This is a genomic window from Teredinibacter franksiae (assembly GCF_014218805.1).
GTDB classification, from domain to species: domain Bacteria; phylum Pseudomonadota; class Gammaproteobacteria; order Pseudomonadales; family Cellvibrionaceae; genus Teredinibacter; species Teredinibacter franksiae.
This window is the reverse complement of the sequence record NZ_JACJUV010000001.1, coordinates 3,916,955-3,930,463: the sequence shown is the minus strand read 5'-3', so window position 1 is coordinate 3,930,463 and position 13,509 is coordinate 3,916,955. Positions and strand designations below refer to the sequence as shown.

General features: G+C 46.2%; 11 protein-coding genes and 1 riboswitch. Of the genes, 5 read left to right on the top strand and 6 right to left on the bottom strand.

What is annotated here, in order from left to right:
• Positions 1–68: 68 nt before the first annotated feature.
• Positions 69–1,142 (bottom strand): 3-oxoacyl-ACP synthase III family protein, encoded by a 1,074-nt coding sequence (locus H5336_RS16445; RefSeq protein ID WP_221628075.1) that lies wholly within the window; start codon positions 1,140–1,142, stop codon positions 69–71.
• Positions 1,143–1,491: 349 nt separating this feature from the next.
• On the opposite strand from H5336_RS16445, the gene H5336_RS16440 reads away from it, so the two are divergent.
• Positions 1,492–1,791, top strand: a complete 300-nt coding sequence (locus H5336_RS16440; RefSeq protein ID WP_185235323.1) for a hypothetical protein — start codon at positions 1,492–1,494, stop codon at positions 1,789–1,791.
• Between the two features lie 279 nt (positions 1,792–2,070).
• Here the strand turns inward: H5336_RS16440 and H5336_RS16435 are convergent, their stop codons facing one another.
• A complete protein-coding gene (locus H5336_RS16435; protein WP_185235322.1) occupies positions 2,071–2,619 on the bottom strand; it encodes a thioredoxin family protein in 549 nt (182 codons plus the stop codon).
• A 124-nt stretch (positions 2,620–2,743) separates the two neighbouring features.
• Positions 2,744–3,796, bottom strand: a complete 1,053-nt coding sequence (locus tag H5336_RS16430) for a zinc-binding alcohol dehydrogenase family protein (RefSeq protein WP_446697311.1) — start codon at positions 3,794–3,796, stop codon at positions 2,744–2,746.
• Between the two features lie 417 nt (positions 3,797–4,213).
• Between H5336_RS16430 and H5336_RS16425 the strand changes: the two genes are divergently transcribed.
• Positions 4,214–4,621 (top strand): hypothetical protein, encoded by a 408-nt coding sequence (locus H5336_RS16425; RefSeq protein ID WP_185235321.1) that lies wholly within the window; start codon positions 4,214–4,216, stop codon positions 4,619–4,621.
• Here the strand turns inward: H5336_RS16425 and H5336_RS16420 are convergent.
• The 3 genes from H5336_RS16420 to H5336_RS16410 all read right to left on the bottom strand — a co-directional run bounded on the left by H5336_RS16420 (position 4,618) and on the right by H5336_RS16410 (position 9,445).
• The gene (locus H5336_RS16420; RefSeq protein ID WP_185235320.1) at positions 4,618–5,787 is read right to left on the bottom strand and encodes a hypothetical protein; all 1,170 of its coding nucleotides are present in this window, start codon (positions 5,785–5,787) and stop codon (positions 4,618–4,620) included. The two genes, H5336_RS16425 and H5336_RS16420, sit on opposite strands and share 4 nt — an antisense overlap.
• A gap of 255 nt (positions 5,788–6,042) precedes the next feature.
• Positions 6,043–7,641: a sensor domain-containing diguanylate cyclase gene (locus tag H5336_RS16415; protein WP_185235319.1), complete on the bottom strand. Its 1,599-nt coding sequence runs from the start codon at positions 7,639–7,641 to the stop codon at positions 6,043–6,045.
• A gap of 319 nt (positions 7,642–7,960) precedes the next feature.
• Positions 7,961–9,445, bottom strand: coding sequence for a glycosyl hydrolase 53 family protein (locus H5336_RS16410; RefSeq protein ID WP_185235318.1), 1,485 nt, complete (start codon positions 9,443–9,445; stop codon positions 7,961–7,963).
• A gap of 411 nt (positions 9,446–9,856) precedes the next feature.
• Here H5336_RS16410 and H5336_RS16405 point away from each other — a divergent pair, with 411 nt between their 5' ends.
• The 3 genes from H5336_RS16405 (at position 9,857) to H5336_RS16395 (ending at position 13,495) form a co-directional block, all read left to right on the top strand.
• Positions 9,857–10,726: a transporter substrate-binding domain-containing protein gene (locus H5336_RS16405; protein WP_185235317.1), complete on the top strand. Its 870-nt coding sequence runs from the start codon at positions 9,857–9,859 to the stop codon at positions 10,724–10,726.
• A gap of 90 nt (positions 10,727–10,816) precedes the next feature.
• The gene (locus tag H5336_RS16400; protein ID WP_185235316.1) at positions 10,817–11,710 is read left to right on the top strand and encodes a hypothetical protein; all 894 of its coding nucleotides are present in this window, start codon (positions 10,817–10,819) and stop codon (positions 11,708–11,710) included.
• Between the two features lie 306 nt (positions 11,711–12,016).
• A riboswitch (cyclic di-GMP riboswitch) is annotated at positions 12,017–12,101 on the top strand.
• Positions 12,102–12,205: 104 nt separating this feature from the next.
• On the top strand, positions 12,206–13,495 hold the full coding sequence (locus H5336_RS16395) for a cyclic di-GMP phosphodiesterase (protein WP_246439120.1): 1,290 nt from the start codon (positions 12,206–12,208) through the stop codon (positions 13,493–13,495).
• Positions 13,496–13,509 lie beyond the last annotated feature (14 nt).

The following is a 13,509-nucleotide window of genomic DNA, read 5'->3' as shown; positions in this document are numbered from 1 at the left end:
GCGAAGCCTTATGTATCAGCCCTCTGACGTTCCAGAGGGCTAATATTTTAAGCGCTAAAGCTAATACACTAACTAGTACGAGGTACTGCACTGAAATCAAGTCCTATCTGACAGATGCTCAATCCGCTTCCGGCCCCTAGAAAAAGAATTTTATCATTCTTTTTTGGTCTATTAGCATCGTAGTTTACTGCAAACGTTGCGCTAGTCAAATTACCATAGTAGTCATAAGTGATAGGTGCCTTATTAATTGGCACACTAGCCATCTGCGCCATCTTCCTGTGGGGTCTCGCGCCAACCTGATGACAATAAAGTGCGCCTATTTGCTCCGAACCCCAACCTAGAGAGGCATATGTCCCCGGCATCATTTCTTCATGCTCAGCGATCATTGCCCTGCTAATAGTTTCCATGTTCATCTCGAATTCAATATAGCCATCTTGCTGCTTTGCGTAACACAGGTCGGCATGCCTTGAATTGGTTTTGAAACGCATCACATCCAACTTGGGGCCTCCTCCAGACTTTGTGACAACAAACGCCCCACCCGCATCACCCACAGTGAACGCACCTAGCAGGCGCCGGAAATTTTCTTTCGACCTATCGCCCTTTAACTGTTTAATTACATCGTAAGTAACAACACTGGGCTTCTCCCCTGTGCAAACGAGTATATTCTCCGCTGCACCGCTTCCTATATATAGGTCTGCGATTGAGACTCCGTTAAGCAAACCAAGACATGCATTAGATATATCTAAGCAAGCCGCATTATGAGCCCCCAACATTCCTTGTATTTCGTGAGCCGTGGAGGGCTCGGGGTACTCGGTATCAATCCCGCAATAAATTACCCCATCAATATCGGTAGGCTCTATACCGGCGTCTGCTATAGCTTTACGAGACGCCTTGTAAGCAAGTGTGGCGTAATTATCATCCTGAAGTGCTACGCGCCGCTCCTTGATGCCTGTCGAGCGCTCTAAAAATTCAAAGCGTACCCCAATCGCATCTGATTTCGCCTCTCGCATCAGCTCTTCTGAAGACACAACCGTTTTTGGTAAGTAAGCACCTGCGCCTGAAAGCATGGAATTACCTTTTTGATTAATCATTTTTCTCTCCTGGTTAAAGATGTTTTTTTGCGCTGTAACCGCAATATCCATCTTAAAGAGAAAAATGTTTGTATAAAAATCAATTTTTTGGCGTCAAATTCAGCGTCGAAAAACGGACACTAGCGATTTTTGGCTCTTTTTCCGCCGTTTTTCTCTGTAATCGCCGACAGATATCCCTTAACCCATTAAATAACGGCTTTTGTTTGCCTTGTTTCGCTATTTATTAGGCGAATTTGGCAGTAATGGCAGCTGATTGGCGCGCCATTACCGTCCAAAACCTGACGTCGGCCTATTTTGAGGGGGGCTATTGACAGAAAAAAGAACGGAATTAATCTCTAGTCAAAGCAAATTGCTAAGAATTTAACGGAAACATTGGCTTAACATTCAATAAGGCTGAGTTATGAATAAATTGGATATTGACAATACAGTGGTAGAAAACGATATAGACGATGTAATTTCAAAACTACTCGAAAATGTGCCAGCTGCGCAGGTTCGCTCTTTGATCACATTTGCGCGCTCCATAGAGCTCTACATGAATACCGCATGCGTAGGCGTTAATTCTGACTCTACACATCTACGTCACCGAGAGAATGACGCCAAGCAGAATAAGCCACGCGCCCAAACCGCTCAGCTCATTCATTTACCCCGCTCTGGCCCAAGAGCAGAGGCCGCAAACGAAAGCATCACAGAACAGGCATAAAAGCGGCAGAGGTACTTGGCGGTGTTTACACAGGATAATACCTAGCGCACTTAGACCGTTATGTGCGCTAGGCTCAAGGCCGCCAAAATCCACACAATGATTTAGGTGCAACCGTCACCACTTTTAAAAGTGACCACGATACTCATAACGACGCAGGTTAAATACGTTCAATACTTGCCTGCAGTGTGCTCTATTTATACAAAGGCTGCAGGGATGCTCTATTAATGGATTTTAGCCTCTGCTTCAGCAACCTAAAATAGGCGTAGTTCCGGCGAAACACTAATCCCGCCATTTTATCGAACACCCCATACTGGCAACCTGCTTTTCTGGTCCGCCGCCGGTTTTTGCAATTAAACGCATTGCACTCATAAGCTCAGGTACTCGACCGCCAGAATCACCCATTCCAGCATCGTCTAGTCGCCCACGGTACTGCAGCTCACCCTTGCGGTTTAATCCAAAAAAATCGGGCGTGCATACCGCACCGTATTGCTTGCCAATAAGCTGATTTTCGTCGATAAGGTATGGAAATTTAAAACCGTACTGCTGGGCAAACAGCTTCATGTTATCGGGGGAGTCGGCTTCGACTAATGTATAGTCGTTAGACATTACCGCCAATACATTTATGCCCTCTGCCATCAACACTGCTGTATCGCTAGCTAACCGTTTGGCTATACGTTGTACGTAGGGGCAGTGATTACAAATAAACGCGATAAGCAATCCCTTATCGCCTAGGGAATCACTCATGGTATAGCTTTCACCATCGGCATTTTTTAACGTGAAATTGGGAGCCATCCAGCCATAATCACATATTGGAGTATCGAGCAGCATTACAAAAATCCTTACTATAGAATAGGGCTATTCAGCCGTTTTTGTCATTTACTTGGGCTGAAGGTACTGATTAACCCTGTGCGCCCGTCACAGCTTTGGTACATTTTCTTTGTTTTGAGCTGTGTTAGAAGTTTTCCAAAACAATTTTGCCAATTGACGTACCCGATTCCAGCTCTTTGTGCGCTGCGCGTAAATTTTTTGCACTAATGACGCCCAAATTTTTGCCCACCGTCGTTTTTATATATCCCTGATCGACCAAATCGGACACCCGATTAAGTAACTTGCTTTGCTCGTCCATGTCAGCCGCATTAAACATAGAGCGTGCGAACATAAACTCGATATGCAACGACAAGCTTTTACGTTTTAGCTGCATTACATTCAGCGCGCTAAAAGATTTGGGGTCGTCGATGAGTGCAATCTTGCCGAACGGCGCCAACAACTCTATGTACTGCTCAAAATAAGATTCCGTACTATTAAGGCTGGCTACGTGCGTTACCGGGCCGAGACCCAGCGCCTCTATTTGCGGTTTAAGGGGCTGTAGGTGATCTATTACGTGGTCTGCGCCAAGCTTTTTAACCCATGCCTGCGAGCTTTCACGTGATGCTGTGGCGATAATAGTTGCACCCGTAAGCGTATGTGCCAGTTGCAGCAAGATCGAGCCAACGCCTCCAGCCGCGCCCACAACCAATATAACCTCGGTGGTTCTGTCTGTTGAGCTAGGTAATTGCTGTTGAATGACCAAATGCTCAAACAACAGCTCCCAGGCCGTTATAGCCGTAAGCGGCAAGGCTGCGGCTTCAGCGTATGTCAGGCTTTTAGGTTTGAAGCCTACCAAGCGCTCATTCACCAATTGGTATTCTGCATTACTGCCCTGACGGTTAAGATCGCCAGCGTAATACACCACATCGCCAGGCCTGAATTGGGTAACTTCTGCACCTGCGGCAATCACCTCGCCAACGGCATCCCAGCCCAGCACCCTATGCTCTCCTTCTTTGGGCGCTAAATTCTGTCGAATTTTGTAGTCCACCGGATTTACCGCAATCGCCGCCACCTTTACCAGCAAGTCGCGTCCTGTTGCCAGAGGCTGAGGCAGCTTAATATCGGATAGTGACTCAACATCTGTGATTGGGAGGGATTTACTGTAACCAATAGCTTTCATTGTTCCAACGGCACTCATAAGTGATTTTTCCTTTTAATTTCGGTGCAGGCAACCTAGCGGGTGGGCATGCCTGAAAATTCCTGTAGGCACTATGCCCGAGGTATGTTTGTTGCGGAATACGCTCAAAGAAAAAAGCGCGCGTGCATTAAAGTAACTTATTGCTAACGGAATTAAGGATAGACATGAACCACACAACAATGCCTTGAGACCTACACAACAATGCCTTGAGACCTACACAACAATGCCTTGAGACCTACACAACAATGCCTTGAGACCTACACAACATTAGCCAGACAAACGCGCAAAGCCTTGTTACCATAGCGTCGCTTTCTAAGCGCTCACGTTAGATGCGCCAATACCCATAATCACGCCTACATACAATACACACGGCGCCGACTTAAAAATACGCTTTCCCCTTTGAGATCGAGATACACCATGTCGCTTCAGCACTATTCACAAGAATGGCTAGCCCTGCAATCGCAACACGACAAATTTGAGTGCTACTCACTGATCATAAAACTTGTTGCCATTGGTCTTTCTGCTTTCATTTTGGTAAACGACAACATTAGTTTGGCGATTATAGCCCTGGCGCCGGTATTGTGGCTTCAGGACGCCATTTGGAAAACCTACCAAGCCAGAACCGAAGCTCACTTGCTCGTTCTTGAGAAAGTTCTAGCGGGAGAAATAGTCAGCGACGACAGTGCGCCCTTTCAGTTTAACCAGAGCTTCCAAAACAATCGCCCAGGCTTAATCGGATTAACTAAAGAGTACCTAGCACAGGCCTCTCGCCCCACCGTTGCTTTTCCGCATGTTGTACTTACTGCACTACTTGTATTCGCTTAAAATGTATTCAGCTCCAGCGCTATACCTACACTGTTTACTTTTTTATAGTAGTCGACAAGGTCTGAGTTGTACCCATGAGACGCCCAGACCATTAGCGGTATTCCGCCGAGATCAAACGTGGCTTCCCCGCGTATACTGTGGTTTGCAAATGGCTGACTGATACCCGTTGTATATAGCAGGGCTAGCTTGGACACATTTATTCTGCTGGGCTTGTGGTAACGGTACTTAAATAAAGCGGTAATGCCGTCTACCTCCCGGCGCTGCTTTCCGGTAATGCCTGGCTCATATTCCCACTCGTTATATTCTTCTATTTCCGTTTGCAATAACCCATTTTCTAAAAAATGCTTAAGATTTATATAATAGGCAATATTTTGCTTTTCATTTTTCTGGGGTGCCTTCCAGTCGAGGGAGACGTAATCCCAACCTCGACTAATGTAGTTTCGGGCAAACTCTGCAGACTGACCACTTCCCTGAAGATCTTCTTGTAGCTGCTGGAACTGCGTCAAACTTTCCACGCTCTGCCCGTTAGATTCATGGGCATAACCAAAATCAATATAGTGATCTTCGTTGCCCAACCAATGGCGCACAAATAACTTGGGATTAAAACGCTTTGCGATTACAGGTGATGACTTAACACTACCTATATATTGAGAAAAACGACCGGTAAAAGCAAGAAACGGAGTCAGGAGCCACGCCCGCTCAGAATATTGACCACTGTTAAAAAGCGGGTATCGTAACGACACTTTAAAATCCATGTAGCCACCGGCCACATCATTATCGTCGAATGTCCAACCTAATGAATTAGGCTCATAACTGGAAAGCTTAAGTTGACGCGCCTTGATGTCGTCGGCCTCCGATTTACTCTCTAATAGGGCTATTAATTGCATCGCGTACGCATTCGAGCAGCCCAACAACTCTGTTACGCCGCTCTGGCTTTTTCGATAAACTTCAACCCCTAAGGCACGAATACTGTTGGAAAAAAAATGGACTTCATAAACCCCCTTAGCACTCTGTACTCGGATAGCCTTATAACCTACGCTCGGTATTTGGCTAACGGGCTCTTCAATAGCACAGGATTCAACCAACTTTTCGGTTACTCTAGTAAAGAACACTTTCTCATCTTGTTCATACAGTTCCGGCTGCATTTTACCCAAAAATTCAACCATAACCTTGTCGCTAGCTGCACTATACTTGCCGTAGAATGCAAATAAGCAACATGCTAACCATAAGCATAAAAAACCCGTTTTTCTCATTACGGCTTGATGAGGACTTAGCTGCAATGGTACCTGCAGGGTGTACTGAAACATAAAGCTTTCATTCCCAATTTGTTTGCGGACTATAACGGAAAAAGGTGTTAAATATTAGCTTAGGGCAACCATGATTTTACACTAAGGCTACTCTCTCTTTTGCTCGCTAATGGTTCAGCTGTACACATAACGATTGCGCCCTTGATCCTTTGCCGCGTACAAGGCTTTATCGACCGAAGACAGCAAACCATCAGCACTCTGACCTTTTTGCAAGCGTGAAATACCTATCGAGCAGGTTTGTGAAAAACGGTGATGTTCAAATTTAATTTCAGTTGTTTCACAGGTTTTCAAAATACGTTCCGCTATAAGCTTTGTTTGCTCCGGCGTTACATCACACAGCAGTATGCCGAACTCTTCCCCCCCCATACGAGCAACCACGTCACTCGGTCGAACCAAATCGGCGCAGATAGTTGCCATTGAACGAATAGCTTCGTCCCCGGCCGGATGGCCATAGGTATCATTAACGATTTTAAACTTGTCTATATCCAACAACAAAAGACTTAAACCCATAAAATTTTCGGAAGAGCGAGGCATATCCTGTGGGCGGCGTAATTCACGCGCAACTTCTTGCTCGAGGCGCTGACCAAAATAACGCCGACTGCTGATTCCTGTTAGTGCATCGGTGACGGTAAGCTCATAGAGTTCATTGGAGACCTGTGATAGATTTTCGTTTGCTAGTGACAATGCCCGCAGGTGTGCCTTACGTGACTGACTAAAGTTGAGGCTTCGCTCAACAAGTACGATAAGTAAAATACCCGCGAGTAAAACAGTAATACTAAACCCCCAATGGCCGTGGGCTGTTTCGAATACCTCTTCGACATCCTGCAGTAAAAAAACGTGGTAATCATTACGCGCTACGCTATTTTGGCCAATTAAATGCCGCCTTCCCTGCCACGTCCAAATCGATACACTACCCCTCTCGATTGCTGTCATTTCGATCGCCATTATGCGCATATCGGGCTGCTTGTATAACCGCCGATATTCGCCAATTCGTGGCACTGGCGCCAACGCAGGCCCCACATGGTGAAACAGTAATGTGGGGTCTGAACTACCGATCACTATGCCGTTTTCATCGCCAACCAGCGCAACTGAAGCGCTGGGATGAATGAAATCTATAGCATCGCTCGTTAGCAGCCGCACCACTATCACCCCGACAAATTCCTCGTTGTCATGCAGTGCTGTTGAAAAGAAAAAGGAAGGTACCGCGTGTAAACGCCCAACGGCAAATTGTCGGCCAGACCCTTGACTTGCGGCCAGCTGAAAATACTCTCGATTATGGTAGCGCGCACCGATACAATCGTCGCTTTCTCCACTGCGACCTGAGCCAACGCAGTATCCCCAGTAGTCGAGCATAAATACCTGGTAAGCATCGATATGCAATACCATCCGCCGAAACAGATCATTAACCTCTGCAACACCGGGCGCCTCCATTAAATGTTGGACACGCTCGCTGCGCTCGATAGCGCCCAAATAGCCATTACGCTGTCTGCTGGCATGCGCAAACTCAATAAGTGAACGGTCAAAAGATAAGGTTTTGGATAACTGTTCAGCCTGATGAAGGTTCTGCTCAAACACACGAACCAAATAACCCACTTCGCTATCGAGCTGTTGCTGACTCGCTTGTAATCGCTGATTGAGCTTATGAGCAATAAATTGACTACTGAACAAACTGCCGCCAACAAGCCAGGCACACGCGATCGCGATCGCGATCATTTGCAGACTGCGAAATTTACGCAGTTTGGGTGTGGGGTTGGTGCCCTGACTATGCGATGAGGGGAACTCGTGCAGGTTAGTTGGGCAGCTTTCGCTCTCCTGGGTCATGGGCTGGAATTGGGAAAAAGTGTGCCCTAAGTCTAGCGCGGATACCGCCAGAGTACGTCGAAATAATAGCCTTTTAGTCCGTTTTTATGCGTTTTAGACCCGATCCAAAGTACGAAAGAACAAAAGAACACGTTAACTACAACATTTTGACTAGGCCGCTCTGGAAAGTAACACAAAAAGGGGCGAGCACGAGGCCCACCCCTAGACGTATTTAGTCGATACGCCGGAACTGCCACTGTTGGTTAGTGCCACCAAGATCATCCCACTGGGCGATATTGGCGCCATTGTTAGAATCCCAAGCGTATACGTCCAGTGCTTTTCCACTGTGTACAGACACAATTTTGTAATAGCCGTCTTCCACCGCTTCAATACGCCAGCGTTGATTAACGCCGTTAAGGTAGCTCCACTGACGAATATCGCCCCCATTTTCGGTACTGAAGCCGTACACATCTAACGACTTGCCGCTATGCGCGGGACGAATAGAGAATGTGCCATCACCAAGACTGGCAATATCAAACTGTTGGTTAGCGCCTCCACCATAACTCCACTGAACCAGGTTGGCTCCGTCGCTAGTGCTATTACCTTCCACATCAAGGGCTTTACCGCTGAATCGAGAGATAATCGCGTATCGGCCTTCACTTAGGCCAGTGCCGCCTGAGGAATCTGAGCCACCACCGCCACTGGCACCTTCAAGAAATGCATCCAGCGCCGCTGTTGGGCGACCGGTGTTGGGGTTCCAGGTGCCCAGGGTATAACCACTAAAGTTTTGCCCCTGAGGCTCCCAATAAAACACCCCCAGACCACGACCATTATTTACGGCACGAACTTTACTGATAACGTCGGCAACAACGTCTTGTGCATCGGGCTGATCCCAGGGAACACCCAGCTCGACAACCATAACGTCACGGTCGTAGCGCGACACCATATCGTTGAGGTTTGATAGGCAATTATTGTTTGCTGTTTGCCAATCTAGGCCAGAATGCATGGGGTACGAGGAAGCGCCAATAATATCGAATTTGCCACCATTATTGGTCAAGCCATCAAATATCCAACGGAAGTTGGCGTTGTCGTGGCAGTTCGCTAAGTGCACCACAACCTGAGCATTAGGGAACACCTCTTTTACCGCCTCATAGCCGCTGTTAGTGAGCCAGGCGTAATTTTGCATGTTGACCGACGCCCGGCCATCGTCCCAAAGCATGCCGTTGTTAGTTTCATTACCCACCTGTACCCACTCTGGGGTAATACCGGCGTTTTTAATGGCCGTAAGCGAATCGCGTGTATGCCACCATACTTGTGACATTAGATCTTCCATAGACAAATTCGCCCAAGCCGCTGGCTTAGTCTGCTGCCCTGGATCGGCCCAAGAGTCGCTGTAGTGGAAGTCGATTAAAATACGCATTCCCGCAGCCTTGGCGCGCTGAGCTTTGGCAATGGTATCGCTTATCCCGCTCCAGCCTCCGTTTGGGTTAACCCAAACCCGCAGACGAATGGAGTCCATACCGTGTTCTTTTAGAATCTCAAAGAGATCGCGTTCAGTGCCGTTATCGTCGTAAAAGCGGTAACCATTGGCCTCCATTTCGGTTAGCCAACTGACATCCGCACCCTTCGTAAACGCGTGAGCTTGGAAAGCAATCGCAAAACTCAGAATTGCGGTAACTAGAACGGCTATTGTCTTAAAGTAAGCTGTTCGGAGCATACATGTATCCTCAAATTATGGTTATACGCCAGCCTGCTATCGCAGCCAGCTAGAGATCACATCGTGGTTTAGAAACCCGTAAAAGAAACAGCTGTAACATTTATAATTATTGGGTTACATCAGTAAAAAAAGGTAAACGTTTACCTGCCAGGTTTTGCCGAGTATATAACCATTATTTTAAAGATAATAGGTAAACGTATCAGATTATTTTTTACCCTACTTATCTGTGGCGGCAGATTCAGCAACCACCTCCCATTCCTCACGGCCTGGCAAGATGAATGCCTCAATTACCCGCCAAAAACTAAAATAATGCCAAAAACGCGTTTTGGAACCTGCAGACGCCGCATCTGGGCTAGAGTGAAAGTAACTCCATTTAACGAGATCCCACGTGTGCGGCGAGGCAATAACGGAATGGCTTTATATCGGCAGTATGTTTTCTTTGTATTTTTACAACTCAGTGTTTTACCCACCGCTGCTGAAACCCTCACCATTCGTCACTTCCCCTTTGAAGGAGAAAAAGAAAAGTACATGGAAGGCCTGGTGGAGCTGGCGCTAAGCTATTCAGACCTAGACGTTCAGTTTGAAGTAAACTCGCGCGCTAACTATACCGACCTTGATCGCAGCCAAATGGTTAACGCCATTGAGCAGGGAGAGATTTCTATTATGTGGTCGGGCACCTCCAAACAACTAGAAAAACAACTACGGCCCATTCGTATTCCTCTGTACAAAGGGCTACTGGGTATGCGCTTACTTTTGATCAGCCCAGATCAACAACAAAAATTTGATTCGGTTCACAGTATAGACGCGCTGAAAAACATCCGCCTCGGACAAGGTAAAGGGTGGCCAGACGTAACTATTCTGGAGAACGCTGGATTCAACGTAGTGCTGTCACCCACCTATGAAGCGCTATTTGGCAAGCTAAACGCAGGAGAATTTGATGCATTTCCACGAGGGCTACAGGAACCTTGGGCCGAAATTAAATCAAACCCAGGCATCCCCCTCGCCGTTGAGAGCAACTTATTACTGGCCTACAAGCTGCCCACCTACTTTTTTGTCAGTAACCAAAATACGCAACTGGCGCACGCTTTGGAAAACGGACTGAAGATGGCAATTGCCGACAAAAATTTTGACGATTACTTCTTTTACAGTGACCAAGTAATGGATGCTTTAAAAAACGCCAATGCGGTGGGCCGTATTATACTTTCCATAGACAACCCCTATCTGCCTCCAGGCACACCCGTAGATGAAAAAGCCCTTTGGCTCGATATTGGAGACTTGTAGGCAGTCGAGACAATGAGCACCCGTTACAATAATAAGAAAGAACCAAGCTCACTGTACTTCCACTCACGGACATGGATCTAGGAGCACGTGTTGTTCGTTAGACTATTACTCATTTTATTTGTGCTTTGGTATACCTCCATAGCAAGCGCAAAGGATCTCATACGCCTACCCAACGTAATGGGCAGCTCAGACCCCCTTGCATACCAATTTGAACTGACCGCAATTAGGGCCGCATTGGAAGCAACCGTCGCCGACTTCGGCGAGTATGAGGTAAGCCACCACCCACGCTTTATGCCTCGCGCACGCCTACTCAAGGAATTGGCCAGCGGCAACTTGATAAACGTAGCGCCAGCACCTACCCGAACCGAATGGGAAAATCAGGTAACACCCATTTATTTCCCCCTTCGCAAGGGTACTCTCGGCTTCAGAATTTTTTTAGTCCACAAAAATAGCAAAGCGCTATTTAGCAAGATAGACAGTATTGCATCCCTCAAAAAACTGAGTGCTGGGCAAGATTACTCCTGGAGCTCGGGCATCCGCATGCGCTCCCTAGGCTTCCAAATATACAGTGATACCAGTGTTAAACGTTTCTATGACATGCTGAACCACGCGCGCTATGACTACTACCCAAAAGCAATTTACGAGGCTCGTCGAGACGCAAAAAAAATAGCGCTAAGTCACCCGAACATAATCGTTGAAGAGACAAAAATGCTTCTATTGTTTCAACCACTTTACATTTTTGTATCACCTCACGAAGAGCGGCTTACCAAGCGCATGAGAACGGGCATATGGAGAATCCATCACAATGGCATTTTCGACAAAATATTCGCCAATTTTCACGATGTAAAACAGATGAAAAGAGACGTTGATAAACGCCAGATATTCACCACCATCAGCCCCCAGGATTTATTCAAGCACCCCGCCTTTGCCGACCCAAATTTGTGGTTCTACGGCTGGCCAGGATCGACAGACCCTCATCTATAACCGAAAATTGGGTTCTATAACTCAACAAACAAAATGACGCCTCCTGTCTTGTCGGTTGAAATAACGCGCCAAAATAACGTTGATTTTATTTTTAGGTCCTTGTACAGATTTCAACTAAGACTGGTATCTTTATAACCAATAGCGGCCGGCAGATTACAAAAAAACTCAAAAAAAATGCCTAACCACCTGTTTTAATTCACTATCTTATATTTCCGTTATTTTTTGTAAAAATTGAAACCCATTCCGGAAACGTTATGACGCACTTCACATTTAGTCATTTTGTGTTATTTTTTAACGTATATTGTTAACTGCAAAAGGCAAGTTGCTTCGAAAGAGCAACACGCAAAGCTACCGGTCTAAGGATTAGTTCTAGGGCAGCGGGGTTACCAGATGGCACGAATATTTTACTATTGTCCGTCTCTACTGGTTTTTCCTCGTCCCCCACTTTAGCCACACAGTTTTTCTGCCATTAAATCCGAAGCGGAAGGGTGAACATTGGAACTGGAAGAACGAGAAATACCTATAAGCGAGCTAAAACCTGGAATGTATGTTTCCCGTCTGGACGTGCCATGGGAATTAACCAGCTTCCCTTTACAGGGTATTAGAATTGAATCCTCAAAAGATATTCAACGGTTGGCAAGCTATTGCCAGCGCGTTTATATCGATCTTGCTCGACAGCGTTCTGCGGAAAAATCCGTAGATACCCACAGCCCCACGCAGGCCATATCCACGAAAAAATCAGTACAATCAACGAAACCCGCCTGGAAAAAACACTGTGTCGAAAAATACAGCATTAGCACTCCCCAGCAAAAAGAGCTGAATGCCTGTACCGACATCATGAACGATTTGGAACGTAAGGTGTACCATCTCTGCGAGCATACTTTACGGTGTAGAAGCGCAAATGTTGTGCAGCTCTTAGATTCAGCCACTCAAATTGTAGAAAGCGTTATTCGCAACCCCGACGCATTAGCCTGGTTATGTCGAGTAAAGAAAAATCGGCAACCCATTCACATGCATACCATGCGCCTTTCTGTCTGGGGGGCAATTGTAGGTCGACAGCTAGGCCTAAACCGATATTCCATCACTCATCTTTGTGGTGCATTATTAATGACGGGCATTGGGAAAAGTGCCATACCCGAAAAAGCGCTTGGTGGTTACAGCCCATTTAAGTGTTCGTTCGAATACAAAAAACATTTACAGGAAACACTGTATCAACTTAAACAACTAAAAATCAGCGACAGCAACATCTATGAAACCCTAGAGTCTTACTGCGAGAGAATCGATGGAACAGGGTACCCCGATGGTATCCGTGAAAATACTATTCCGTTTTTATCTCAAGTATGCGGGATAACTGAAGCATTTGAGTTGCTGGTTAACCCTTACCATATGACACGGGCGATATCCCCAGCGCACGCCATTTTTTTTATAAATAAATTTAAAGGCGTTCTATTTGAAGAAACTCTAGTTGAAGAATTTATAAGAGCGATAGGCCTATACCCAACCGGAACACTAGTGGAGATTAGCGACGGCCAGCTTGGCGTTATTATTGCAAAAAACCATAAAAATAAATTTCGCGTCAGCGTTATACCTATCATTAACTCACAGGGCGAGGTTATACAAAAATACACTGTTTTAGATCTGTCATATACCAAAAGTATTGAGCATACTTTTATTCGAAAGGGCATCCCTTCCAGCACGATTCCGCGCGGTCTTCTGGAGAACGCCCACCACTGGATGTTTAAAAATGGCACCTCTATAAAGTCACTTATTGACACACTATTCTAGTCACAAGTACCATT

What these genes read in the sequence shown, in the direction of transcription:
- H5336_RS16445 (WP_221628075.1), bottom strand. Translation starts at nt 1,142, where the DNA reads ATGGATATTGCGGTTACAGCGCAAAAAAACATCTTTAACCAGGAGAGA.
- H5336_RS16440 (WP_185235323.1), top strand. Translation starts at nt 1,492, where the DNA reads ATGAATAAATTGGATATTGACAATACAGTGGTAGAAAACGATATAGAC.
- H5336_RS16435 (WP_185235322.1), bottom strand. Translation starts at nt 2,619, where the DNA reads ATGCTGCTCGATACTCCAATATGTGATTATGGCTGGATGGCTCCCAAT.
- H5336_RS16430 (WP_446697311.1), bottom strand. Translation starts at nt 3,796, where the DNA reads ATGAGTGCCGTTGGAACAATGAAAGCTATTGGTTACAGTAAATCCCTC.
- H5336_RS16425 (WP_185235321.1), top strand. Translation starts at nt 4,214, where the DNA reads ATGTCGCTTCAGCACTATTCACAAGAATGGCTAGCCCTGCAATCGCAA.
- H5336_RS16420 (WP_185235320.1), bottom strand. Translation starts at nt 5,787, where the DNA reads ATGGTTGAATTTTTGGGTAAAATGCAGCCGGAACTGTATGAACAAGAT.
- H5336_RS16415 (WP_185235319.1), bottom strand. Translation starts at nt 7,641, where the DNA reads ATGATCGCGATCGCGATCGCGTGTGCCTGGCTTGTTGGCGGCAGTTTG.
- H5336_RS16410 (WP_185235318.1), bottom strand. Translation starts at nt 9,445, where the DNA reads ATGCTCCGAACAGCTTACTTTAAGACAATAGCCGTTCTAGTTACCGCA.
- H5336_RS16405 (WP_185235317.1), top strand. Translation starts at nt 9,857, where the DNA reads ATGGCTTTATATCGGCAGTATGTTTTCTTTGTATTTTTACAACTCAGT.